This is a genomic window from Flavobacterium degerlachei (assembly GCF_900106645.1).
Lineage (GTDB): Bacteria > Bacteroidota > Bacteroidia > Flavobacteriales > Flavobacteriaceae > Flavobacterium > Flavobacterium degerlachei.
In genome coordinates, this window is sequence record NZ_FNMV01000003.1 from 1 (window position 1) to 25,790 (window position 25,790).

General features: G+C 34.5%; 25 protein-coding genes. 11 read left to right on the forward strand and 14 right to left on the reverse strand.

Annotated features, from left to right (window positions below; genetic code table 11):
• Window positions 1–337: 337 nt before the first annotated feature.
• The 5 genes from BLV91_RS03705 to BLV91_RS03725 form a co-directional block, all read right to left on the reverse strand.
• Window positions 338–523, reverse strand: coding sequence for a hypothetical protein (locus BLV91_RS03705; protein WP_091429804.1), 186 nt, complete (start codon window positions 521–523; stop codon window positions 338–340).
• A gap of 603 nt (window positions 524–1,126) precedes the next feature.
• Window positions 1,127–2,455, reverse strand: a complete 1,329-nt coding sequence (gene fucP / locus BLV91_RS03710) for an L-fucose:H+ symporter permease (RefSeq protein WP_091429806.1) — start codon at window positions 2,453–2,455, stop codon at window positions 1,127–1,129.
• Between the two features lie 37 nt (window positions 2,456–2,492).
• On the reverse strand, window positions 2,493–3,413 hold the full coding sequence (locus BLV91_RS03715; RefSeq protein WP_091429807.1) for a carbohydrate kinase family protein: 921 nt from the start codon (window positions 3,411–3,413) through the stop codon (window positions 2,493–2,495).
• Window positions 3,414–3,443: 30 nt separating this feature from the next.
• Complete coding sequence (locus tag BLV91_RS03720; RefSeq protein ID WP_091429808.1) at window positions 3,444–4,292, reverse strand: sugar phosphate isomerase/epimerase family protein; 849 nt, start codon at window positions 4,290–4,292, stop codon at window positions 3,444–3,446.
• Window positions 4,293–4,327: 35 nt separating this feature from the next.
• On the reverse strand, window positions 4,328–5,707 hold the full coding sequence (locus BLV91_RS03725; RefSeq protein ID WP_091429810.1) for a carbohydrate porin: 1,380 nt from the start codon (window positions 5,705–5,707) through the stop codon (window positions 4,328–4,330).
• 390 nt (window positions 5,708–6,097) lie between these two features.
• On the opposite strand from BLV91_RS03725, the gene BLV91_RS03730 reads away from it, so the two are divergent.
• The gene (locus BLV91_RS03730; protein WP_091430288.1) at window positions 6,098–6,835 is read left to right on the forward strand and encodes an NUDIX hydrolase; all 738 of its coding nucleotides are present in this window, start codon (window positions 6,098–6,100) and stop codon (window positions 6,833–6,835) included.
• 215 nt (window positions 6,836–7,050) lie between these two features.
• Here the strand turns inward: BLV91_RS03730 and BLV91_RS03735 are convergent, their stop codons facing one another.
• The 3 genes from BLV91_RS03735 to BLV91_RS03745 all read right to left on the reverse strand — a co-directional run bounded on the left by BLV91_RS03735 (window position 7,051) and on the right by BLV91_RS03745 (window position 10,649).
• A complete protein-coding gene (locus BLV91_RS03735; RefSeq protein WP_091429813.1) occupies window positions 7,051–7,941 on the reverse strand; it encodes an SDR family oxidoreductase in 891 nt (296 codons plus the stop codon).
• Between the two features lie 168 nt (window positions 7,942–8,109).
• A complete protein-coding gene (locus BLV91_RS03740) occupies window positions 8,110–9,612 on the reverse strand; it encodes an aldehyde dehydrogenase family protein (protein WP_091429817.1) in 1,503 nt (500 codons plus the stop codon).
• A gap of 203 nt (window positions 9,613–9,815) precedes the next feature.
• Window positions 9,816–10,649, reverse strand: a complete 834-nt coding sequence (locus BLV91_RS03745) for a helix-turn-helix domain-containing protein (RefSeq protein WP_091430290.1) — start codon at window positions 10,647–10,649, stop codon at window positions 9,816–9,818.
• Window positions 10,650–10,830: 181 nt separating this feature from the next.
• On the opposite strand from BLV91_RS03745, the gene BLV91_RS03750 reads away from it, so the two are divergent.
• Complete coding sequence (locus BLV91_RS03750) at window positions 10,831–12,024, forward strand: multidrug effflux MFS transporter (protein WP_091429821.1); 1,194 nt, start codon at window positions 10,831–10,833, stop codon at window positions 12,022–12,024.
• Window positions 12,025–12,082: 58 nt separating this feature from the next.
• On the opposite strand, the gene BLV91_RS03755 is transcribed toward BLV91_RS03750, so the two are convergent.
• The 5 genes from BLV91_RS03755 to BLV91_RS03775 form a co-directional block, all read right to left on the reverse strand.
• On the reverse strand, window positions 12,083–13,339 hold the full coding sequence (locus tag BLV91_RS03755) for an NAD(P)/FAD-dependent oxidoreductase (RefSeq protein ID WP_091429824.1): 1,257 nt from the start codon (window positions 13,337–13,339) through the stop codon (window positions 12,083–12,085).
• A gap of 294 nt (window positions 13,340–13,633) precedes the next feature.
• Window positions 13,634–14,245, reverse strand: a complete 612-nt coding sequence (locus BLV91_RS03760) for a hypothetical protein (RefSeq protein WP_091429826.1) — start codon at window positions 14,243–14,245, stop codon at window positions 13,634–13,636.
• A gap of 449 nt (window positions 14,246–14,694) precedes the next feature.
• A complete protein-coding gene (locus BLV91_RS03765) occupies window positions 14,695–16,032 on the reverse strand; it encodes a DEAD/DEAH box helicase (RefSeq protein WP_091429830.1) in 1,338 nt (445 codons plus the stop codon).
• 138 nt (window positions 16,033–16,170) lie between these two features.
• A complete protein-coding gene (locus tag BLV91_RS03770; protein WP_091429832.1) occupies window positions 16,171–17,715 on the reverse strand; it encodes a DEAD/DEAH box helicase in 1,545 nt (514 codons plus the stop codon).
• Between the two features lie 105 nt (window positions 17,716–17,820).
• Complete coding sequence (locus BLV91_RS03775) at window positions 17,821–18,348, reverse strand: DUF6155 family protein (RefSeq protein WP_091429834.1); 528 nt, start codon at window positions 18,346–18,348, stop codon at window positions 17,821–17,823.
• A 96-nt stretch (window positions 18,349–18,444) separates the two neighbouring features.
• Here BLV91_RS03775 and BLV91_RS03780 point away from each other — a divergent pair, with 96 nt between their 5' ends.
• The 4 genes from BLV91_RS03780 (at window position 18,445) to BLV91_RS03795 (ending at window position 20,965) form a co-directional block, all read left to right on the forward strand.
• Window positions 18,445–18,729 carry a DUF3817 domain-containing protein gene (locus BLV91_RS03780; protein WP_091429836.1) on the forward strand — a complete coding sequence of 95 codons (285 nt, stop codon included), beginning with the start codon at window positions 18,445–18,447 and terminating at the stop codon, window positions 18,727–18,729.
• Window positions 18,722–19,978: a mechanosensitive ion channel family protein gene (locus BLV91_RS03785; protein ID WP_091429838.1), complete on the forward strand. Its 1,257-nt coding sequence runs from the start codon at window positions 18,722–18,724 to the stop codon at window positions 19,976–19,978. The genes BLV91_RS03780 and BLV91_RS03785 overlap by 8 nt, the downstream gene beginning before the upstream one ends.
• Before the next feature lie 74 nt (window positions 19,979–20,052).
• Complete coding sequence (locus BLV91_RS03790; RefSeq protein WP_317039680.1) at window positions 20,053–20,547, forward strand: GNAT family N-acetyltransferase; 495 nt, start codon at window positions 20,053–20,055, stop codon at window positions 20,545–20,547.
• Window positions 20,548–20,572: 25 nt separating this feature from the next.
• Window positions 20,573–20,965, forward strand: a complete 393-nt coding sequence (locus tag BLV91_RS03795) for an ACT domain-containing protein (protein ID WP_091429841.1) — start codon at window positions 20,573–20,575, stop codon at window positions 20,963–20,965.
• Here BLV91_RS03795 and BLV91_RS03800 read toward each other — a convergent pair.
• Window positions 20,958–21,344, reverse strand: a complete 387-nt coding sequence (locus BLV91_RS03800) for an acyl-CoA thioesterase (protein ID WP_091429844.1) — start codon at window positions 21,342–21,344, stop codon at window positions 20,958–20,960. The two genes, BLV91_RS03795 and BLV91_RS03800, sit on opposite strands and share 8 nt — an antisense overlap.
• A 67-nt stretch (window positions 21,345–21,411) precedes the next feature.
• On the opposite strand from BLV91_RS03800, the gene BLV91_RS03805 reads away from it, so the two are divergent.
• The 5 genes from BLV91_RS03805 (at window position 21,412) to BLV91_RS03825 (ending at window position 25,790) form a co-directional block, all read left to right on the forward strand.
• Window positions 21,412–21,816, forward strand: a complete 405-nt coding sequence (locus tag BLV91_RS03805; protein WP_091429847.1) for a glyoxalase — start codon at window positions 21,412–21,414, stop codon at window positions 21,814–21,816.
• A 132-nt stretch (window positions 21,817–21,948) separates the two neighbouring features.
• The gene (locus BLV91_RS03810; protein WP_091429850.1) at window positions 21,949–22,662 is read left to right on the forward strand and encodes an esterase family protein; all 714 of its coding nucleotides are present in this window, start codon (window positions 21,949–21,951) and stop codon (window positions 22,660–22,662) included.
• A gap of 57 nt (window positions 22,663–22,719) precedes the next feature.
• Complete coding sequence (locus BLV91_RS03815) at window positions 22,720–23,667, forward strand: ATP-grasp domain-containing protein (RefSeq protein WP_091429855.1); 948 nt, start codon at window positions 22,720–22,722, stop codon at window positions 23,665–23,667.
• A gap of 140 nt (window positions 23,668–23,807) precedes the next feature.
• Entirely contained in the window at window positions 23,808–24,914 is a 1,107-nt protein-coding gene (locus BLV91_RS03820; RefSeq protein WP_091429857.1) for a carboxylate-amine ligase, read from the forward strand.
• Window positions 24,915–24,959: 45 nt separating this feature from the next.
• A complete protein-coding gene (locus BLV91_RS03825; protein WP_091429859.1) occupies window positions 24,960–25,790 on the forward strand; it encodes a type 1 glutamine amidotransferase in 831 nt (276 codons plus the stop codon).

Here is a 25,790-nt window from a genome sequence, read left to right on the forward strand (position 1 = left end):
AAGTTCTCCTCGTTCAATTTCTTGAACAATTTGTAATTTAAAAGACATTGAGTAATCTTTTTGAGTTCGCTTAACATAGCGTGTTTCTTCATGTTGTTCCATTAGGATACTTTTTGTGTATCGCTATTTCAGGACGGGACACTACTTACGTAAAAAAACCTGACAGCTTTGCTGTCAGGTTTTTTTATGCAAGAAAATCACTGCTTATGTCTACAAGCTAGCAAACACCGACGTACCCTTTTAGATTCTTATGCCTTTTTATGCCTTTTCAGGATTCACAACCCAATATCGTTGTGTACAATGGATTCCATAGCCGAGCGGTCATACTAAATTAATCTCAACCTTCGGAATTCAGCTTTCTTTCTTTACTTATTTGAGAAAACAATCCAGCTATTATAACCACAGCAGTAAGCAAAATAATAGTTTTTCCGTTTTTCTCATCGAATAGGATAATACTCCCAATTATCCATAAACAGATAGAAATTAATGCCGTTATTTTTACAGTATTAGATAGTTTTTTCATTGTTGTTTTTTTATTAGTTTTTTAGATTATATCAGAGCAATCTGGTTAACATTCTTTGACTTGATTTTGTTAAAGTCATTTAATATTTCGTCAAGCTGTTTTATGAAAAAATCTGTATTCATGTTTTATGTCAATTTATGTTTTTTTAGTGGCAGTTTTTTACAATTACCGCCAACTTGTATATTGGCGAAACAAAGCTTCGCCAATATACCCTTTTTTGTATGTATATGCGAAGTTTTGTTTCGCTTTTTTTAATTAATTAAATATATATAAATTTACCGAAAAATCTGATAAATTATTTTTTTTTCAAATATAACTGCTTTTCCTCCAGGTACTTTACGGCAAACCGTAAACGGAGGTTTTTTAGCGTATGTTTTTTAGCCCCGGTAGTAGTGAAACCCCTTTACAGGCTGAAAACCACTTTTTTCTGGTTGTGGCAGTGCGACTAAAAGAAGCGCCTGCCACCACCTAGAAAAAGAGTTTGAAGACAGAAAGGGTGCAACGGATAACGGGAGTTAGCTACTGAAAATTTATAAAACAAAAAAACCGAAACAGACTTAATGCCTGTTTCGGTTATATATTTAGTTGTCCTATTCTAGTGAATTATACTACGATTTTTGACATTTTATAAGTGCTATACCCGTATAGAGCTACAACAGCCAAACAAATTAGAGGCAGAATGAAAGAGAAATTCACCTCTGGAATGTATCCGAAAAGTTTGATGTCTGAAAAACCTGAACCACCCATATCTAATATGGATCCTTGCAGAACTGGCATTAATGCTCCACCAACAATAGCCATTACCAATCCTGCGGACCCAATTTTAGCCTCGTCACCCATGTCTTTTAATGCAATTCCGTAAATAGTAGGGAACATAATTGACATGAATATAGAGATCGCCACTAGCGATAATAGTCCCGGGATTCCTGGTAATAGGATTGCTCCAGCGCAACAAATCACACCACCAATTCCAAAAAGCATCAATAGCTTAGATGGATTAATTTTTAACATCAATGCGGTTCCAATCCATCTGCTTACTAAAAATGAAATCATTGCTCCTACATTGTAATAAGTAGCCGTTAAGTCTAAACCTAAGCTCTCATTGATATAATCAACGTATTGAAAGATGTATGTCCAACACATGATTTGAGCTCCAACATAAAAAGTTTGTGCGATAACTCCATTTTTATAATTTTTGTTTGAAAACAGTTTTTTGAACGATTCAGATATTGACATCTTATCAGATTCGGCTGTTTTAGGCATTTTTGTAAAAAGGATTACTACCATGATAAACAATACCAAAACTCCTAAACCAATGTAAGGAATACTGATGATACTCAAGTCATTTTCCCTTATTGAGGCCACTTCTGCAGCAGATAAAGCGTTGTATGCCGTAGTTGTAAAATCATCAGATCTCAAAGCACTCATCACAAATGTTTGCGCCATAATCATCCCTGTGATTGAACCAATTGGGTTGAAGGCTTGCGCCAAATTTAATCTTTGGGTCGCCGTTTCTGGATCTCCTAATGACAATATCAGCGGATTTGAAATGGTTTCTAAAAATGCCAATCCACAGGTGAGAATCCACAAGGAAACTAGAAAGTAATTAAACTGCTCGTATTCAGCCGCAGGGTAAAATAAGAAAGCTCCCGTTGCATATAAAAGCAATCCCAAGATAATTCCTGATTTATAGCTGTATTTTCTAATAAATAAAGCTGCTGGCAAAGCCATAAAGAAATACCCAAAATAAAAGGCAAACTGTACTAACGATGCTTGAACATTTGACAATTCAGGCATTACTTTTTTGAATGCCGAAACCATAGGATTGGTCAAGTCATTAGCGATTCCCCATAAGGCAAATAGTGAGGTAATAATGATAAAAGGAAATAATAGATCCTTTTTTACAATAGGAATACGGGTTGTTGTGCTCATTGGGTTTATAGTTTTTTGGTTTGTTTAAAAAAATATTTTAGTTCAGTATTTTTTGTGTCTTTGGCTCAAGCCCAATTAAAAAAGAATCGATTTCGGCTGCTGTAATTACAGGATTAGCACCTTCATTTTGAGCAACAATTGCACCTATGGCACTAGCAAAATTAATTGCATATTGTGGATCTTCACCACTCAATAACTTAATGATTAAAGAGGCTAAAAAAGAATCTCCTGAACCTACAGTATCTACCACATCAACCTTGAATCCACAGTTGTGATAAAATTTATTATTGCAATATAATACAGCACCGTGACATCCTAAAGTAACACAGATTGTTTTAGTATTGGTTTTCTCAGCAATAAACAAGATGTTTTGCTCTAATGATTTTCTATCTGATTTTAGATCCTCACAAATTTCATTCAATTCATCATCATTGAATTTTATGAAATCAGCTTCATACATCAGTTCTAAAACGTTCGCTTTTGTATAATAAGGAACTCTTAAATTGACGTCAAAAATGCTGTACTTTGAATCTTTCAACAATCCTTTTAAAGTTTTGTTTGATACTGAATCTCTAGAAGACAAACTCCCGTAAACAAAAAAATCAGCATCTTGAACCACTTGTGTACTCAAAGGAGAAGCTTCGATCTTATCCCAGGCGGCAGGGTAGCTGATGTCATAAGAGGCATTTCCTTTTTCGTTAAGAATTACTTTTACAACACCTGTTCCGTAATTTTCTTTTACTTGAACCGTTTTAGTATTTATGCCTACGGTATTCAAATAATCTACTAATTTCTCTCCGTTAGCATCATTACCAACAGCGCTAATCATCGAAATTTCTCCACCCAGTGAGTTTAATCTTGAAGCTACATTTAATGGGGCTCCCCCAATTTTTTTGTGTTCAAGAAAAACATCGAAAAGAATCTCACCGTAACATACTCCTTTTAGCATTTTTTCCATCTTATTTTTATTTATTTATTAAATCAGTTGTTAGTTATTATACCATTTAGCTACCATCTCTTTCATAAAGAGCAAGCTGCCTTTTGCGAGTTCCTCAGAATTGTATTTTGAAGGCCTCCATAAAGAGGTAGGACCAACCAAAGCTGTGATTTCTGAAGAAAAATTCTCGAGAACTAAAGGACCTTGGTAATTAATTTTGGCCAAAGCCTTGAAAAAATCATCCCAATGCACATTTCCTTCTCCAGTCATTCCGCGGTCACTTTCAGTGATGTGAACGTGTTTCAGCCTGTCTCCCGCAGCAATAATAGGATCATAGAAATTTCTTTCTTCTATATTCATGTGAAAAGTATCTAGGTGCAAACCGATATTTTGGGTATTGATCTCTTCAATCATTTGCAATACTTCCTGTGCCGCTGTAAAAACATAACTTTCGTATCTATTAATTGGCTCAATTCCCAGCGTTATATTTTGTTTTTTGGCGTAAGCCGATAACTCCGTAAATACTTGACGGACAATTACTCTTTCGTCAGCAGTACATGGTTTTCCTGTAAACGTGCCAATAGCAGAATGCAAAACACCACCCAAAAAATCACCGTTCATCTCCCCTACCTTATCTATTGCTTTACTGATAAGTGCTATTGCATTTTCAGGATATAAAGGAATATGACAGTTTGTAGGTAAGTTTAAAGACAAACGCCCTTGAATTCCGTATTGATCCAGTTGCTTTTTAGTTTCCTTGGCGTCAAAATCCAATGAAGCAGGCAAGCTGATTTCGAGCATATCAAAACCATATTCTGCTGTTTTTTTGATAGCAAAACTTCGACCTTCGAGAGTCCATGCTGGAATGAATGATAAAATACTAGTTCCAAAAATTGGCATATTATTATGTTTTTAAATTATTGTTTACTGATTGATTAGAACAACCACCATTCTGTTTTTACTCCTATATAAGAACCCCATTGTTTCTGGTTTGTCTGTAAGAAAGACGAGTAATTATTATCTCTTGCAAAATCATTATATCTGGCAACGGTATAAACTAAGCGAATGTGTGGACGACTCCAAGGGTCCCGTTTTCCTAAAGGAACGATTGTAGGTGCCAATGAGAATTTCCACATTTTTGCTTCCGGATTATCACCATCTTTTCTAACAGCATAATGCAGTTCTTGAAGAATGTGAAACCAATCAGTCACGTAGTAAAAATTACGCATCCCTAGTACTAAGTCGGTTTTTTGATTGAACAATTCTGTTCCGTTAAAGTAAGTGTCTTTATTAGTGCTGCTAGATCCACCTTTACTTCTAGTAAATACCCCATAACCGTTGATACTAAATTTTTTAGAAACATTTAATAAAAAGTGCTCTACCATTGTAAAGGAGTATGCGCTATTGTATTTTCCTTGATCATCTGGAGCTCCATATGTAGCCCACGTAAAAGTATTACCGTTATCTCCACCATTAGCAATTCCAGAACCATAACGAGCCGAAATTTGATTAAATGATCCTGGCATAGCCGTTTTAAACGGACTGTTGTATTTGATTCCAGCCACCCATCCATTGTCAGCAGCGTATTTAATACTTGCTTCATCTGAACTTGCAGATACATGGTGAAACTCTCCAAGAAGTTTAATTGTGTTGTTATTTTTTAGCTTGAAACTGTGTTCTCCAATCCAAACCATTCTTTGACGAATAGCTGAGTTTGTAGCTCCTGCAACACTTACTTCATAATTATACGGAAAAATAGAACCTGTATTTGAAGATGCTGGCATTAACATCGTCAGTTCTGTATTTTTATGGCTTACACCAAATCCTTGAGAGGAATGATCATCAAAATAAAAGTAATCACTAATGTGTATATCGTCATAGCGACGGAACCGAGAACCAGCCCAAGCAGACCATTTACTTCCCATGATATTTGTAGCTTCAACATAAGCTTCAGGAAGGATAAAAGTTAGTCCATTATCAGTACGTGAACTTGCATTCCCTATAAACTGCCCATTGTTTGAATACATTCCTAAACGCATTTGGAACGTTATATTAGTACTGTCTTTATCTAGAATTTTTGGCGAAAAGTGAAAAGCGGGTAATATATCGATATAATCTGTTTGTTCCATTCTACCACCCAAAGACCCTTGTCCAGAAAGGTTTAATGGTCTCCACTGGTTCCCTTCTCCATTTGGCGAAAGCCCCACTCCAATCCTACCTGTAGTTCCCATAGAAAAATTAGAATTAGTGATAACTACCTGTGTGTAGGAAAACATAGTGGAGAATAATAAAAGAAGTGTAATTGGTTTTTTCATGGCTTTCCGTTTTGTTACTTTTTTTGGTTTAGTTAAGATTATAGATGTAAGCTGGTTTTATCTATTTTGATTTTACTTAATCGTAATAGTATTTCACTTATTAATAAGCGTCATATTGACTATTATTTTCCAAATGTATATTTTAATTATAATATATACTAAAAAAAGTAATTTATTTTTTGATATTATACAAAATACAAGGAACTTACATCGTAATATCACATTTTATGTTTAAAATAAATCAAATGTACAAACAATTGTTCATTTGACGTTTAATGAATATTTTACTATAATATGTTATCTCCTATATTCATAATTAAATCATTAGATTTGCCTTTCGAAGTATTCAAACTTATCAGAAAAACGTGCAACCTTTTTATATTCTTGTTTATGCAACCTCAAATAATCCCCAATATTTCTGTTGACTGTGTCATTTTTGGTTTTGACTTCGAAACTAAATCCTTAAACGTATTATTAATTGAACGTTTTTTAAAAGCGGATGAAGGTAACGAGCCACTTGTTAATGATTATGTTTTAACTGGATATCATACCTATGAGGGCGAAACATTAGATGAAACAGCGTCAAGAGTATTGAAGGAGTTAACTGGTCTTGACAATCTTTATAAGAAGCAGTTTAAAGTTTTTGGGGATCCAAACCGTTTAATGAATGATAGAGATATCATTTGGGCAAAAAATCAAAACTTCAACCAACGGACGATTACTATCGCCTATTACTTTCTATTGCAGACGCATGAAGTTAATTTGCGAAATACGGAACACAAAGCACAATGGTTTCCTGTAGATAAATTGCCTGCACTTGGGTTTGACCATAAAGCCATAATCAATGAAGCCTATGCTGATTTGAAGGAGAAATCAATGTATAAACCTATTATTTTTGAATTGCTTCCTGATAAATTTACAATCAAGGAATTGCAAGATACCTATGAAGCAATACTAGGAACTGAGATTGACAATCGTAATTTTAGACGAAAACTGATAACAAAGAAATTCATCGTTAAGTTAGATGAGAAACAAGTGGGGATTTCAAAAAAGCCATCTCACCTCTTTATGTTCAGTAAGGATATTTATCAAAAGGCATACAAAGAGAATTATTTGATAAATATTTAGAAATGGGTTGAATATACCAGCAACATTTCAGCCGCTTATTCAGGTGAAAAGTAGGTATAACTCCAATGTGTTTCTTTCGTAGAATTAGTTCTAGATAGTGAACTTAAAGTATTTTATGACAAACCAAGAGCTGGGTTTTATTTTTTGTTATATACAGGCAATAAAACCCAAGCTGTTAGATTTGTGTTTATAGTGTTCAATTCCGTTTTAGGACTTTAATAGTCCAATTGCGCTTTGTGTTTCTCGATAAAATCGGCCCATTTCGTAGGCTGTTTGCCTGTAATTTTCTGAAAATTATCGAATGTGTCATCAGCTCCAGGAATAGTTCCTGCGGCATAGCGCTTCCAGTGGTCGTACACGCAGCCCATGTACGCCATCTCTGCTCCTGCATCAATCATTGACTGAAGAAATACATCAGGCGAAAGCGGCTCATAGCGAAAAGGTTTGCCAACAATTGAAGTCATTAGTGCGGCTATTTCATTAAAATTCTTGCCGTCATAGCCAAGTCTATATGTCTTACCGGCATGCAGCTCTGGATGGACTAGTGTGACTGCAGCCACCTCGGCCACATTATCCACATCTACCCAACTCATTCTTGCGTCAGAAACATAATGGTGCAGAATACCATTCTCAATTGCTTTTTTACCACCATAGCCCAATAGGTTTTGCATGAAATCCTGGGGACGTAAATGCGTATACGAAAAACCACACCACTCAATGTAACGTTCTACAAACTGATGCCAAGCCCAATGGCCAATAGTCGTATCGTCTGGACCACAAGCACCAAGATGTACTATATGCTTTACCCCGGCTTTTTTAGCATTGTCTAGTAGTGCTTTGCTTTGGCGCAGCATGTCTACGGTGTAGGCGGTCACCATAAAAATGCGATCGATGTTTTTGAAAGCGGGAATATGCGTGCTTTCATCATCAAAATCGAGAATGACCATTTTTATTCCTTTCTCTGTAAATGGAACCGCTTTCTCAGCAGTTCGAACAGCAGCCACAATTTCTATGGATGTATCTGATAATAGAAAATCGATCGTTTTCCCGCCAACCTGGCCGGTTGCGCCCGTAATAAGTATTCTTGGTTTTATTATGTTTGACATATAATTGCTATTTTTTATTTGATTTATTAACTGAAATTATCAGACACACAAAGGTACCAATGGTTAAATTCCACAGCCTTGATCTGGGACAAGAAAATTTAATGTCGTAAAAAAATAAACCCCGGACAAGTCCGAGGTTTATATCTACAAGTTATATTCTAACGTTGATTAAAAGAAACCAACTGGTTCTTTATCGTAAGATACCAACATGTTTTTAACCTGACGGTAATGGTCTAAGGCTAATTTATGGTTTTCACGACCAAATCCTGATTTTTTAACTCCACCAAACGGTGCGTGTGCAGGATAAGTATTGTATTGGTTTACCCAAACTCTACCAGCTTGAATTGCTTTTGGTACTTGGAATAATTCGTGGGCATCTCTACTCCAAACTCCTGCACCTAAACCATAAATGGTGTCATTTGCAATTTCAATCGCTTCTTCAGTAGAGCTAAAAGTAGTCAAAGCCACAACTGGTCCGAAGATTTCTTCTTGGAAAACACGCATTTTGTTGTTTCCTTTCAAGATAGTTGGTTGGATGTAGTATCCGTCTGCAGTTTCACCTACATGATTTCCTGCTTCACCCCCTGATAGTACTTCTGCTCCTTCTTCTTTACCAATGTTGATATACCCTAAGATCTTATCCATTTGGCCTTTAGAAACTTGAGAACCAATCATCGTTTCAGGATCCAATGGATTTCCTACCTTGATTTTCTTGATTCTTTCTAACATTCTTTCGATGAACTTATCGGCAATGCTTTCATGTACTAAGATACGAGACGGAGTAGTACAAATTTCACCTTGATTCAAGGCAAACATAAGTGCTCCTTCAATTGCTTTACTAAAGAAGGCATCATCATGATCAGCTACTGATGGGAAGAAAACGTTTGGTGATTTTCCACCTAATTCCATAGTTACTGGAATAATGTTTTCAGCTGCATTATGGTATACTTTACGTCCAGTTTCAGTAGAACCTGTAAATGAAAGTTTTGCAATACGCTCAGAAGTCGCTAATGCTGCACCTGCTTCGTTACCAAATCCTGTAATAATATTTAAGACACCTGCAGGTAAAATATCACCTATCAGTTCCATTAGACACATAACACTTGTTGGTGTTTGTTCAGCTGGTTTTACCACCACTGTATTTCCTGCTGCTAAAGCTGGAGCAATTTTCCACGCTAGCATCAACATTGGGAAATTCCAAGGAATGATTTCACCTACAACTCCTAATGGTTCGTGAAGTACAATACTTACGGTGTTTTTATCATGTTCTGAAATACTTCCTTCATCAGCACGAATTACACCTGCAAAATATCGAAAGTGATCTACGCAATAAGGAATATCAGCGGCACGAGATTCACGGATTGGTTTACCATTGTCAATCGTTTCTAAAGTTGCTAAGTATTCTAAATTGTCTTCCATTACCTGAGCAATTTTCAACAACATATTACTTCTTTCTGTAGCAGAAGTTTTACTCCAAGTTGGAAAAGCTCCGTGTGCTGCATCTAAAGCTGCGTCTACATCTTCCTGAGTTGATCTTGCTGCTTGAGTGAAGATTTTCCCGTCAACTGGGGATGGATTGTCAAAATATTGACCTTTAATAGGTTCAACAAATTTTCCTCCAATAAAATTACCATATCTTTCTTTAAAAACTGGTTTTATAACATTAGCCATATCTATATATTTAAATTAAACAATTGCAATTTGACCGCTATAAAAGCGCAACAAACTACTCGACAAAGGTAATTTAAGAGGAAAGAAATGGGCTTACGGAAAGAGTTCAGAAACTTATGAAAAAAGGTCAATTTTATTTGTAATCGAAATAAAAGGAGATAATTATTAATATATCAGTGTTATACGGACGAATAGCATAACTACTAAATCTCCTTTGGGCTCTTGCCAAATTTGTTTTTGAAGGCTGTACTAAAGTTGGAAAGGTTGTTATATCCAAAATCTAAATAAATATCCGAAGGTTTTAATTTTCCTTCTTCCAAGGTTTCTTTGGCTTTTTGTAAGCGTTTGTCTTGCAACCATTTTCCAGGACTAGTATTGTATTCGCTTATGAAGTTACGTTTAAAAGTAGACATACTCATATTGCATAAAAAAGCAATTTCTTCTAATTTTAGATTCGAATGAATATTACTTTCTAAAACCTTTTTGAATGGGGAAACTTCTTTTGAAATCAGTGAATGCAAATACAATTCAAACCGCTCACCATATTTATTAAAAAGATAAAGCATTATTTCTTCAAACTTTACCGATAGAAAATTTTCAGTAAAAGGCGTTGAGATCGAACTAATGGCCGATAAAGAGTTTAAATAGTTCGAAATATAAGCGTCATTTTCAATAACAAAATAGGGTATTTCATCTTTGTTATATGTGGTGGGCTTAGAATGTTTGTTTAAAAATTCCTGTAGTTTATTTTCAGAAAAAAATAAGAGTTTACAGTAATAAACGTTTTCAATATCTAAGAGTTCTGTCCAAAGACTGTTTCCTTTTTTGATCAGTAGTGATTGTTCTTTGTTTACGGCAATAGAAGTATCGGCAAAATGGACTTGCTTTTTACCCACTTGCAAAAAGCTGAACATATTCATGCTTAAATTCACCTTCGTTTTTACAACATCATTTGTCATTTTAAAATCATAGACAAATAAGTCAAGAGGTAAATTACTGTTGTCTGTGTAAATTTGGGGAATGTTTTCTATTGGCATTTTTATAATCTTAAAGTCTCCAAATGTAGTGCATATAAATGTTCTTTCAATTTTAGAAAGCATAGCATTAACATAAATCCGAAACTACAAAATGATTTTATATAATCTTTAGTTCCCTGACTTCCGATTCCTATTCTAAATTTTTACATTTGCAAAAAAATTAAAAATTCCTTCGACACTAATGACAAAAGCCACATATTTTAAATTAATTCTGATTTTAGGTTCTCTGACGGCGCTTGGTCCTTTTTCAATAGATATGTATTTACCTGGTTTTGCTGGAATTGCAAAAGACCTGAATACTACTGTTGCTAATGTTGCCATGACTTTGTCTAGTTATTTCATCGGAATTTCAGCGGGGCAATTACTGTATGGTCCATTATTAGATCGTTTTGGAAGGAAAAAACCATTATTTATTGGTTTGCTGGTTTATATTGCTGCTTCTTTGGGTTGCGTTTTTGTGAAAGACATCGATACTTTCATTGGTTTACGCTTTATTCAGGCGATAGGAAGTTGCGCTGCTACAGTGGCTTCGGTTTCTATGGTTCGTGATTTATTTCCCGTACGCGATATTCCAAAAGTATTTTCCTTATTGATGTTAGTGGTAGGAATATCACCAATGTTAGCTCCTACTGTAGGTGGATACGTTACAGATGCTTACGGATGGCATATGGTTTTCTTTATTTTGATGTGTATTGGAATTGTAATTTTATTAGCAGCACAATTTGGATTACCTAATAGCTATACTCCAGACACTTCTATTTCATTAAAACCCAAACCGATTCTGCTTAATTTTGCCACTGTTTTAAAAGAGCCACAATTTTATACGTATGCTTTTACTGGTTCGATTGCCTTTTCAGGATTGTTTACTTATGTAGCAGCTTCTCCTATTTTATTTATGGACATTTTTAAGGTTGATGCCAAAACATACGGTTGGATTTTTGCATTTATGTCACTCAGTTTTATCTTAGCAAGTCAGCTAAACTCTGTATTACTAAAATGGTTTTCAAGCGAGAAAATGATTTTTGGTGCTTTAGTAACACAAACCGTAGTTGCAATTACTTTTTTAATCAGTTCTATATATGGTCTTTTGGGAATGTATGAAACAATTGGAATGTTGTTTTTATTCTTGGCTTGTTTGGGTATATCTAATCCTAATACAGCTGGACTTACACTTGCTCCTTTTACAAGAAATGCTGGAAGTGCCTCTGCTTTAATGGGTGCAATTCAATTAGGTTTAGGTGCTTTTGCCTCGTTTGCCGTTGGTATTTTCGTAAAAGATTCTATGGTTCCTATGGTTGTGATTATGACTATTTCAACTGTAACCGCATTAATTGTTTTATTTATTGGGAAACGAACCATTAAAATTAAGCATTAAAAAAAAGCCTCAAGAACCTTACTACAGGACTTGAGGCTTTTTTTATCTAGCTTTCACTTTATTTTTTATTTGGTCTAATGATCATTCGTAAAGATTGGTCTTTCGAAAAATAAGCAATTGTCCAATTAATAAATGTAGCGATTCTATTGCGATAGGTTATCAAGGAAATTAGGTGAACAAAAAGCCAAATCAACCAGGCAATGAAGCCTTTAAAGTGCCATTTTGGACTTGGTAAATCAACTACAGCCTTGTTCTTTCCAATAATTGCCATCGAGCCCTTGTCATTGTATTTAAATGGCACTAATGGTTTATTTTTATTCATAAGTTTAAAGTTGGCTGCCAAATTCAATCCTTGTTGAATAGCTACTTGTGCCACTTGAGGATGTCCTTGCGGAAAATTCTCATCGGTAAGTTGGATACAAGTATCACCAATTGCATATATGTTTTGGGAACCACTTAACTTGTTGTAGGCATCTGTAGACATTCGTTTTCCGCGACCATAACTTTCTGCTGGAATTCCTTCAAATGTTTTTGCCGAAACTCCGGCAGCCCAAATAAGGTTTTTAGTTTCCAATGTTTTTCCGTTGGAGAAAAATACGGTGTCATCTTTATAATCAACAACTCGAGTATTTAATTTTATGACAACACCCAACTCTGTCAAGGCCTTATACGTATCTTCTTGTGAAGCTTTACTCATAGGGGCCAGCAATGCATCTCCACCATCAATCAAATAGATATTACTTGCTGATGTGGCCAATTCTGGATATTCTTTGCTAATGATGTTTTTTCTCATTTCGGCAAACATACCAGAAACTTCAACGCCTGTTGGTCCACCACCGGCCACAACAATAGTCAATAGCTTCCTACGTTTTCGCATGTCTTTGCAAATCGCCGCTTTTTCTAGATTTTTTAGTACCGTATTTCGCATCTCAATAGCATCATTGAGTGTTTTCATAGGAATGGCGTTTTTCTTCACGTTTTCCATTCCAAAATAACTGGTTTCAGCTCCAGTAGCAAAAACCAATTGGTCGTAATGTAATTCTCCGTTATGTAAAATGATTTTATTTTCTTCAGGAATGACCTTTTGCAAATCTCCAAGGCGAAATTGAAGGTTCTTTTTACCTGCAAAAAATTTCCGGAAGGGATAGCTGATACTTGACGGCTCGAGGAATGCCGTAGCTACCTGATATATAAGTGGCGGAAAGAAATTATAATTGTTTTTATCAACAAGCGTTACATTAATTCCTTTTTGATCGAGTAGTTCTTTGGCCAAATTTAGTCCTGCAAATCCTCCTCCTATTATTACAATTTCCATATATTAGTTTCCTTATTTATTAAAAAAAATACAAGTCATAAATATACGATATTTATGACTTGTATAAAATTTCCAAATAGTAAAAAACTATGATGTGATTGCTTTAAAGTTGCTTACTTATTTTTTTCAAACGCATTCGGTTTGTAACACTAAATTTTCAGGATGCCAGAATAGTACAGAATGGCAGCATTAAAAAAGGGCTGTCGATACATTTTAGACAGCCCTTTTCTAAATTCTCTATAAGTGTTTGATGTAAAGCTAAGGTTCTCAGTCCGTCCTCTTTTATGTACGAGCTTAAGTCGCAGAGAATTCCTTTTTCTTTTTATTCAATTCATCTTGTAGCCTGCGCATAGCTTTCTGCTCACGCTCCAATGCTTTTTCTTTATAGATTTCAAATTCCTTTTCGGATTCTTTTAATGCAAGCTTACTTTCAATTGTTATGGCATTGCTTTTTTTAAATTGGAAGATGAAAAATACTAGTGTAGCGATTAATCCAAGTACAATAAGGAAAAACAATGTTTTAAAAAACGTTTTTTCCAATTGAATGCCAAAAAGTGAAATACTTTCTTTTTCAGATCTTAAGTTGGAAACAACCTCTTTTGAGGCAGTAGATTTGCTTTTTAAACTGTCAATAAGTTGTTTTTGGGAATTCCTAAAACCGGCGTTGACTAAAATCTTTTCTTTTGAAACTGAAAGAGAATCAAGAACATTTGATTGTAATTTAAGTAACGATGTTGCTTTAATCACTTTATAACCTTTAAAATCATTTGATGTATTAATAAGGTTATCAAACTGATCTTTTAAAGAACCCGAATCAATAGGTTTATTTGTGGTTTGACTAAAAATGTTTGATGTAATAAATAATAGGGCAATGGTTGCAATTATTGCAATTGTCATTTTTTTCATGAGGTAAAACGCTTTGGATGTATAACTAAGTGAAAAACTAGTTATTGTTAGAGTAAATAACGAAGTATAAATCAAGTTATTGCTCTTTAAAGAGATTTATAGCTCAGTTAACTAAAATTATTTTTAGTTTTCATTCAATAAAGAATATGGAATGAATTTTCAGCCCGTTCCAAAATCTGTTGAGTTTGTGTCCGGAAACTAAGATCCTAACCCAAATAGTAGACAGAGCTTTTGCTCAGCCTGCTTTGGAGAGCAGGGCCGCGTTATTATAATTGCGTTAGTATAGCTTTAGCAAGCTTTTTTATTTAGAATATTTTTTAACTATTAAATGTATTTCAGCTCCTTCATCTAGAGTTATTTTTTTTAAAATTAATAGAAGGCAAAAAAAAACCATTGCATCGCTTTATCAAGCATTGCAATGGTTTTTCATTTATAAAATAGAAAAAGTTCTATTTCATTTTTTGTCTCTTAACCGGTTTTTCCGCTGGTTCGTTTTTGTTTTGCAACAAATAATTCGCCAAGAGTTTTTCTATTAATTCGTCTTTCGTTAAATGATGAAAAACAGTTTTTATTTTTGTTTTTAATTCCGCGTCCACTTCATGGTTGGGCTTGGTTTTAAATATTTGTTTTGCCCATAAAAGGGTATTGTTTTCTTCGATACTTAAAGCACTTGGTTTTTTAAACTCTGAGAATTTGATTCCAAGTTCTTTTTCGAAATCAGCAATTTCTGCAACTTCTTCGGGCTGCAATACAGTCAATGAAAGTCCCTTTGCTCCTGCTCTGGCAGTTCTTCCGCTACGGTGTACGTAAGCTTCATAAACGTCAGGTAAATGATAATTAACCACATAGGATATTTCCTTTACGTCAATTCCTCTAGCTGCTAAATCAGTAGCAACTAATATATTGATGTGTCCTTCACGAAATTGCTCCATGATACGGTCTCTAATTCCTTGTGACAAACTACCATGTAATGCTCCAGATGAAAAACGATTGATAGCTAAGTTTTTAGCCAGTTTATTCACGGCTGCTTTTGTTTTACAAAAGATGATTCCGCGTTCGCCTTCCTTAGAATTCAGGAAATGCATTAAAATATCTAGTTTCTCAATAGGGTCAACCACAATATATTCATGATCAATTCCTTGATTTCCTATCGTTTCCATGCTAGCACTAACTTGTACCACATTTTTATTTAGGTAATTCTGAACTAATTGTTTGATTGTTCCTGGCATGGTTGCCGAGAACAAAAATGTTCTGTGTTCCTTAGGTAATTCAGCTACAATTTCGTCTAAACTTTCTTTCAGGATGCTTACCATTTCATCGGCTTCATCAAGAACTAAAAATTTAGTTTCTTTTAAGTTTATTGCTTTGCGTTGGATTAAATCTATCAAACGTCCAGGTGTAGCCACAACGATATGTGTTGGCGAAGCCAAGCGTTCCATTTGTGGTTTGATTGGGATTCCACCGCAGGTTGCCGCTATAGAAACTTCAGGAAGGTGTTTTGCAAAATCCTCAAGGTTTCTGAAAATCTGATGTCCTAGTTCCCGTGTTGGAACCAGAATTACAGCTTGTACAGTAGCTATTTGTGTATCTATTAATTGTAAAAGGGGCAATCCAAAAGCAGCTGTTTTTCCAGTACCTGTTTTTGCAAGACCTACTAAATCAGTAGCGTTTGCTAAAAGTAACGGAATTGTCTTTTGTTGAATTTCTGTTGGCACAACAATTTTCAATTCGGTAATCGCTTTTAATATTGGTGCTGAAATTCCTAAATCAGAGAATTGTTTTGGCATTTTTTTGGATTTGTTATTTTATAAAAAATAGTTGTTTTGTAATCTGCTTTTTAGCCCCGATGGTAACGATATCCTGTTGTGGTGGGGTTCACCACAACAGATAAAGTGTACAGCGGGATTAGCTCCTTATTTTATATCTTATTCTTCATCAGGTTCGTTCATGATTTTCTCACGATACTTTTTCCCAATTAATAAGGTCATTTTTAATTTGTAATCATCAACAAGCCATTCGCGGTAGTTTTTACTACATTGACTTAGACATTTAGAATAGCGTTTTATACGGCACTCGATATCTTCGTCTAATTCTTTTGACAGTGATTTTGCTTCTTGCAACGTTTCTGTATTGTCTACACACATGGCAGCATGCTGCTCCAATGATTTTTCCAAAACTACTTTTGAACGTAAGTTTTGAGCAATAATCAGTTTATGCTCTTCATCAACATCAAAAGAAACTTCTTCTGTTTTACTGAATTTGGCTCTCAATTCTGGTGACATTGTATATTTAAAATACAATTCTATCTCCGTATCATCACGTAAATTTTCTAAATAGAACTCAGGTGATTTAAAAATATGTTGCCAGTTTACAGGTTCACTCCACAGTCCGAAACGAGCTGCATTGTTCCCTAAATCAATAACGGTAAACATATCTTTATTAGGCAGTTTTCTTGAACCACGACCAATCATCTGGTAATATAAAGTCAATGATTTTGTTGCTCTGTTAAGAATTATGGTGTCAACAGTAGGTTCATCAAAACCAGTTGTTAAGATACCAACTGATGTCAAAATCGCATCAGGTGTTTTCTTAAACCATTGCAAGATATCTTTACGCTCCTCAGTGCTGCTGGTATTATCAAGATGACGAATTGGGTAACCTGCTTCTCTAAATGTTTCATAAACATACAAAGATGTGTTAATTCCATTATTGAAAATCAAGGTCTTTTTACCCAATGATTTCTCGGTATAGGCATGTAGTAATTTCTCCTGCATGGCCATATTGGTATACAAATCATCCGATGATTTAACGGTGTAATCACCATTAATACCGACTTTTAACGAAGTTAAACCTACGTCATAACTATACGTAATTGCTTTAGCTAAAAAGCCGTTTTCGATCAATGAATTGATGGTATCACCAACAATTAATTCATCGTAGCTTTCGTGCATAGGTAACTTAATATTCGAACTCAAAGGAGTTGCTGTAACTCCTAAAATAAATGCATTTGTGAATGAACTCAATAATTTTCTAAATGAATTGTAGTGGGCTTCATCAATAATCACCAAACCTACATTATCAAGATGTAGTTTCTCGTCATTAATACGGTTTTTCAAAGTTTCTACCATGGCAACAAAACAAGAATACTCATTTTGATCTGGAAGTTCTTTTACTTTACTATTAATAATTTTGTTTTTAACTCCAAAACCTTTTAACATTTTTGAGGTTTGTTTACACAGCTCAATTCGATGTGTTAAAACAACAACTTTTTTTTCGTGCTTTGTCAAATAACGACGAACAATTTCAGAGAATACAACTGTTTTTCCTCCACCCGTAGGTAGTTGATATAACAAATGATGTTGCTTCGGTGCATTATCTATACGCTCAAAAATGGAGTCAATATCCCCTTGTTGGTACGCATAAAGTTCCTTTCTGTCTTCTTTTTCTATTTCTATAGTATTTTCAAACATTGTTTTTGTTGGGTTTTTGCAAAAATACACCTAAAAAACAGTAATTCTGTTATATTTAATTGAAAATATAGGACCTGATTTAAATAATTTGGATTACGCGACCTATTAATACTCAAATCGCTCAATTACTGCATCAAATTGGGGTTCGTTTTTCCATTTCTGGGAAATTGTCTCTTTATGAATGCCAATAATTCTTGTTTTAAACTCATTTAAAATGCCATTTGCAATCATAAAAGCCACAGCTTGCTCGAAGGAATTGAACATACTTTTATAAAATAACTCTTGTTTTATGGGATGCCCTGAGGAGAAGGTTTGTGCAATTTCAATGTTATAAAGCATAACATCAGCGATAACAAATGGATCTACGCCTAAAACAATAAAATGCTTGATATACTTTTGAGCAACGGAACGTCGCATTTTTGGTTTCTTCCCTCTTCCAGTAGTTTTTATGGGAAAATATTCATTGGAGATTTTAATTTTGCATTCCTGCAAAAGAGTATCTTCCTTAGGGTTGAATACAAAATTGTAATAGACCTTGACAGCACTGAACTTTTCGTACAGTTCGATGATTTGCTCCTCGAGTTGTTCTTTATTAAGTTCGTTCAGGTATTTTTTTAAATCACGTTTGCTCATGTTAACTGTTTCAGATTTACAAAAGTAAATTACTTTGGGATTGAATACTTCAATCAGAATAGTTAATTTTGTAAATTATTACTTAAAAAAAATTAAATGCTCAAGATTTTTAAGGTTACAGCAGTCCTAGAGGGAATATCCTATTTGGTATTATTTTCAAATATGCTTTTTATCAAGCCATCAAATTTCGAACTGTACCATACTTTGCTTTACCCAATCGGGATGAGTCACGGAGTCTTATTTATCGCCTATGTTTTATTGGCAATTCTTGTAAAAAAATCACAAAATTGGTCTTTTAAAACTTTGGGTATAATCCTACTCGCTTCCCTAATTCCTTTTGGCGCTTTTTACGTTGAGAAGAAATACCTAAAAAATGTATAAGTTCATCGAAAAGACTTTTGGCTTCTTCTACCCCATTTTTAGAAAATGGGGAATGAGTTATAGCTTTGCGTCTTATATTAGTTTGATTTTCAATATAGCCATACTGTGCGTATTGGCTTACTTAATATATGTGGTGTTTCGTCTTATTTTGGTAACGGTTATGGTTTTTATAGCCCAAAAAACCAAAACAAAATTTGATGATTTATTAGTGACCAATAAGACTGCTAAATACATTGCCCATCTTATTCCGCTATTATTTATCTATAAATCAGTTCCTATAATTCTGGCCAAATATGAATACTGGGAAGGTGTTTTTGGTAAACTGGTCAGTATATACATTGTTGTCTTGGTTTTATGGATCATCAGAACCATATTTAATGCATTAAGAGATTATTTAAAACTGAAGGCTCGATACAGCGACAAACCTATTGATAGTTTCATTCAGGTTATCATGATTGTGCTTTGGATGGTAGGTATCACTGTTATTATCTCCCGACTTTTTGACATCAACCATACGGAAATATTAACTACTTTCGGAGCCGTTTCTGCTTTAATAATATTAATTTTCAGGGACATTATTCTTGGTTTTGTGGCAAGTGTACAGGTTTCGGTAAATGATATGATCCGAATTGGAGATTGGGTAACAATGGATAAATTTGGTGCCGACGGAGACGTAATTGAAATCAATTTAACCACCGTTAAGGTTCGGAATTTTGACAATACGACTACCACTATTCCAACCTATAGTTTGAGTTCTGACTCTTTCCAAAACTGGAGAGGAATGCTTAATTCAGATGGGCGAAGAATTAAAAGACATATCCTTATTAAAACAAGCAGTATTCGTTTTCTTGAAGAAACAGAGCTGTCAGAATTAAAAAACATAACGCTTATTAGTGATTATCTCGATACCCAAAAAAAAGATATTGATACATTCAACATAAACAATTCTGTTAATAAGTCACTTGCTATCAATGGTAGAAACCTTACTAATCTAGGTTTGTTTAGAAAGTACATCACACAATATTTGCGAAACCATCCGGCATTGAATCAGGAAATGATAATGATGTGCCGTCAATTACAGTCTACATCACATGGTGTTCCTATAGAAATTTATGCTTTTTCTAGTGATAAAAGATGGGAAAATTATGAGTACGTGATGTCAGATGTTTTTGACCATATTTTTGCATCGGTAAAATACTTTGATCTAGAAGTATTTGAATTGCCATCAGAAAAAGAATATCTAAAATAAAAAATTGTATTAGCATGAAGACGATAGAGTTGTTTAGCGAAAGATTAAAACTGAGATGAATTGAATCTTCGGATTTGAATGCAATCCATGCCTTACATTCCCTAACGGAAACCGATAGATACAACACGCTGGGAATTCCAGATGATATTAAGGCTACGAAAAAAATCATTAATCCACAAATTACAGCAAATCAACAGCAGGAGATTGTAAACTATACTTTTGCTGTTGAAGAATTAAATACAGGAACATTTATAGGTTTGCTTGGTTTCAAATTAGGTTCTAAAAAGTACAATAACGCAGAGGTTTATTACAAGCTGAATGTAGATTATTGGGGAAATGGATATGCAACCGAAGCCTTAAATTTAGTTTTAGATTTTGGTTTTTACAACTTAAAACTACACCGTATTGTAGCAGGCTGCGCGATAGAAAACATAGGATCTATTAAAGTGCTTGAAAAAGTAGGCATGACACGAGAAGGCCATGCAAGGCAAACGCTTCCTTTAAAATCAGGATGGTCGGATAATTATGAATACGCCATTTTAGAAACGGACGAGAGAATAAAAAAATAAATAAGTCGAAAATTATTATAAAAACATGGCAGCAGAAGAAAATTTGGAAATATTACTCAAAACCATGAAACCCCAACATAATATTGGGGAATATGTTTTTTGTGTTATTCCTAATCTAAAAGATATTAATCTTGAGGAAGTGATTTTAGTTTTCAGAGAAAAAGAAGGAATCACTATTGTCATCAAAAAGGAATTAGCCGATAGTTTAAAATTAGACTATTCTTTCATTTCTGGTTGGATCACTTTGACCGTCCACTCGTCTTTACAAGCAGTTGGACTGACAGCAGCTTTTTCTAATGCACTTGCCAAAAATGGCATTAGCTGTAATGTGATTGCGGCATTTTATCATGATCATATTTTTGTTGACCACAATGACATCAATAAAGCAATCCACATATTAGAGGAATTTTCTAATTAATTCGGTCTTTAACGAATTCAATCTGTGTTTTTCCATGTGGTTTTGGTTTTCCGTCAGCTCCTAGGTTAACCATGGTAGTACTATCTATAGTAATGATTGTTTCTCGGGTCATCATATTTCGAACCTCACATTTAAGTGTCAAAGATGTTTTTCCAAACTTAGCGACAGCAATACCAATTTCGATGATGTCTCCCTGTTTTGCTGAACTTGTAAAATTAATTTCAGACATATGTTTGGTAACTACTCTTGAGTTTTCTAACTGGATAATACTATATAAAGCTAATTCCTCATCTATCCAAGCTAACAATTGGCCTCCAAATAATGTTCCGTTTGGGTTTAGGTCTTCGGGTTTAACCCACTTTCTAGTGTGAAATCTCATAGTTTTTAATTTATTAATGCGAAAATAACACTTCTCACTTGATTTTTTTTTAATTTTAAAGAAAAAAATGAGCCAAAGAGATATATTTTTAAAGGAATTACGTGGGGAAACTATAGGTTCTATCAGTTCTCAATCTTCTTCTGACGAAACCTTCCAAAATGAAGTACTTCGTCCTATCCTCAAACTTCAAAATGACTTGTTCATCGCCTCTTTCAAGAATTATATTACTAAATATAAAAGCGACTTTTATTCTCAGTCAATAGAAAAAAAATTAGCTGCAATTGAGAATTCAATTCAAAAAGATATTAAATATCGTAATGCTTTAAAAGGGATGGTAATTGGATTATTTACTATTGAAGAATATTCAATATATATCAAAAATTCTTCGAGTCTAAACAAAAGAATGATGACCATGTTAATCGAAAGATTGCGAAGTCAGATACAATTGTTTGAAACTAGCAGCAGTGAATAGTCTTTTCCCAATAAAAACGGAGTTTACTAACTATTTCATAATTCTTTTGTTTTTAGAATTTAAAAATGGAATATACCCGCTATTTTATTGTGTTTATTCAATATTTTTTATTATAATTGTTAAAAATATGTTATGAAAGAAGAGTATTTCAAATGGTATTCTCCTAACCTAAATAGAGAGATCGAAATGTTAGTTTTTGGACATTCTGGATACCCAGTGATTTTGTTTCCTACTTCGATGGGAAGTTTCCATGAAAATAAGGATATGGGTTTGATAGAATCAGCTAAATGGTACATCGAACAAGGATTAATACAAATCTATTGTCCAGACAGTATTGATAAAGATAGTTTCTACAATAAAAACATTTATCCGATCCATCGCATCGAAAATCATGTGAGGTATGACAGGATGATTTGCCATGAAATTGTGGAAAAAGTAAAAAATAACACCCCTGCAGGAAAAGTTGTGGTAGCGGGTGCTAGTTTTGGTGGATACCATGCCGCTAATTTCGCTTTTCGACATCCCGGATATGTAAGTCATATGTTCTCTATGAGTGGCGCATTCAGCATAAAAAGTTTTATGGATGGTTTTCATAATGACGATGTATATTACAATAGTCCAGAGGATTATTTATACGGACTAGATGATTCTGAATTATGGAAAATGGATATTGTTTTAGGAACTTCTAATTGGGATGTTTGTCTTGATTACAACCTAAAGCTGAGTAAAGTGTTAAACGAAAGAAACATTCACAACTGGTTAGATATACGCCAAGACAAAAAGCACGATTGGCCCGTTTGGAAAGAAATGTTTCCGCATTACCTATCAAGAGTCAAGTTTTTTTAGTGCAGGTGCTAACATCAAGAAATAATCAAAAGTATATATTAAGATAAAAATTTAGGGATGAAAAAAATTGGAATTTTATTTGGAATGGAAGATACCTTCCCACAAGCATTTATAGATCGTGTAAATTCAAAAAACACGAAAGGAATTATCGCCGAAGCGGTTTCAATTGACAAAGTGGTTCAAAATAAAGATGGTGAGTATGCTGTAATTATTGACCGTATTTCACAAGATGTTCCCTTTTATCGTGCATACCTTAAAAATGCTGCTTTAACTGGAACTAACGTAATAAATAATCCATTTTGGTGGAGTGCTGACGATAAATTTTTCAATAATGCACTCGCTGATACTTTAGGCGTACCATTGCCTAACACTGTTTTGCTGCCTTCTGCACAACATCCTACAGATACATCAGAAAAATCATTTAGAAACCTCAAATTTCCTATGGATTGGGAAGGGATATTTGATTACATAAAATTTCCTGCTTACATGAAGCCTTATGCTGGTGGTGGATGGAAAAACGTGTACCGTCTTGAAAATAAAGAGGAATTCTGGGAGAAGCATCAAGAAACAGGACAACTTGTGATGATGCTTCAAGAAGAGATCGTTTTTACGGAGTATTTCAGAGTATACTGCTTAGGCCGTAAAGCGGTTCGAATTATGCAGTACGAGCCAAGAAATCAACCGCATTTGCGCTATGTATTAGACGGACCTCCTACTGATAAGAAACTATTAGCAACTGTAAAAGATTATACCTTGAAACTTTGCGAAGGTTTAGGTTATGATTTTAATACCGTAGAATTTGCTGTTCGTGATGGAATTCCGTATGCTATTGATTTTGGAAATCCAGCTCCAGATGCAGAGTTGACATCTGTAGGTGCTGATAATTTTGAATGGGTAGTCGAAGAATCCGCTAAAATGGCTATCGCTGCAGCAAAAAAGCATAAGCCAGGTAAAATGAATTTGACTTGGGGAACTTTTATGAAAGATGCAGTAGCGGGCAAATAAAATAATTTAGAGGAATGAGTGACCTTAGCCCCGATTGCAGAGGAAATCTCCCGATTTTTAGAAAAATAGATTGTTAAATCTAATTTTTCTTGATCGGGAATTGAAACGAAAAGCGGGAAAGAGCTCCTAAAAAAATTAAAATGAAAAAATTACCTACTTTCACACTTGGTGTTGAAGAAGAATACCAGATTATAGACCCTGAAACAAGAGACCTTCGCTCCCATTTATCTAAAATTGTTGACGGAGCAAAAATAATATTGAATGAACAGGTAAAAGCAGAAATGCATCAATCTGTGGTTGAAGTAGGAACAAACATTTGTAAAAATGTAGATGAAGCCGAAAAGGAAATTAAGTTTTTAAGAACCAAAATTGTCGAACTTGCTGATAAGCAAAATTTGATCGTAGGTGGAGCGGGAACACATCCATTTTCCAAATGGCAAGACCAACCAATTACTGATGACCCTCGTTACCACAATATCGTAAATGAATTACAGGATGCCGCACGGTCCAATTTGATTTTTGGGATGCATTGCCATGTGGGAATTGAAAATCGTGAAATCGGTCTGCAATTGATGAATCAAGCCTGCTATTTTTTACCGCATATTTTTGCACTATCGACCAACTCTCCTTTTTGGGAAGGAAGACAAACAGGTTACAAATCGTTTAGAACAAAGGTTTTTGATAAATTCCCAAGAACTGGACTGCCAGAATATTTTGATTCAGTTGCTTCCTACGATAATTTCCTGGAAACCCTAGTCAAAACTAATTGCATCGACAATCCTAAGAAAATATGGTGGGATTTACGTTTGCACCCCTTTTACGATACCATTGAATTTCGTATTTGCGACATGAGTCTAACAGTTGAGGAAACCATGTGTATTGTGTCTGTTATACAAGCAGTTGTAGCTAAATTATATAAGTTGAATTTAAATAATATGAGCTTCAATATCTATCGATTAGCTCTTATAAAAGAAAATAAATTTCGCGCTGCCCGTTATGGAATCGAAGGGCATATGATTGATTTTGGACTACAAAAAGAAGTAGAAACAAGAATGCTGATATTAGAGTTATTAGATTTTGTAGATGATGTGGTCGATGAATTGGGAAGTCGTGAGCATATTAATTATGTGCACCAAATCTTAAAAAACGGTACTGGAGCAGCCAAACAGCTAGCAGTTTTTAAAGAAACAAATGATCTGACAAAGGTCGTAGATTTCATAACTGATGAATTTACCAAAGGGTTATGATATAATTAGATTATATTTGCAATCCACATTTATTAAAGATTACCCATGAATAACAAGACCCTAACAATCGCTATTTTAGACATGTACGACGGTGTGCCTAATCAAGGAATGCGCTGTATTATTGACATCGTTAACAGGTTTAATCCTTTTGTAAACTTCAAAATATTTGATGTCAGAGGGAAGTGTGAGTTGCCTGAAATTGACAAATTTGACATCTATATATCTACAGGAGGTCCCGGAAATCCACTAATTGGTGATGGTGATTGGGATATAAAATATTACGAATTTATTGATGCGTTGACCAAATGGAATATTGAAAATCCGGTAAAAAAGCATGTTTTATTCATTTGTCACTCTTTTCAAATGGCTTGTAAACACTTTGGTCTTGCTGAAATCACTAAAAGAAATGATACCTCTTTTGGTGTTATGACAATGCATAAAACGAAAGAAGGAATTACAGATCCTCTTTTTGCAGGATTAGATGATCCATTTTATGCGATAGATTCTAGAGATTATCAGGTGGTTCAGCCTAAATTGAGCGTTTTTAAAAAGAAAGGTGCCAAAATAATTTCTTTAGAAAAAATTAGAGACCATGTACAATACGAACGCGCTATCATGGCGGTACGTTTTACTGATTATTTCGTAGGAACCCAGTTTCACCCTGAGGCTGATCCTATAAGTTTTATTTCGCATTTGAGAAATAAAGAGGTCAAAGAAAAAATCAGGGACATGAAGGGAAAAAGAAAGTTTCGCAATATGCTTGAGGACCTACTTGATGACGACAAAATATACCGAACTAACGAAACTTTAATTCCTAATTTTCTTCGTTCAGCAATAAATGACTTGCTGCAGACTAAGAAAATGATGTCCAATTAA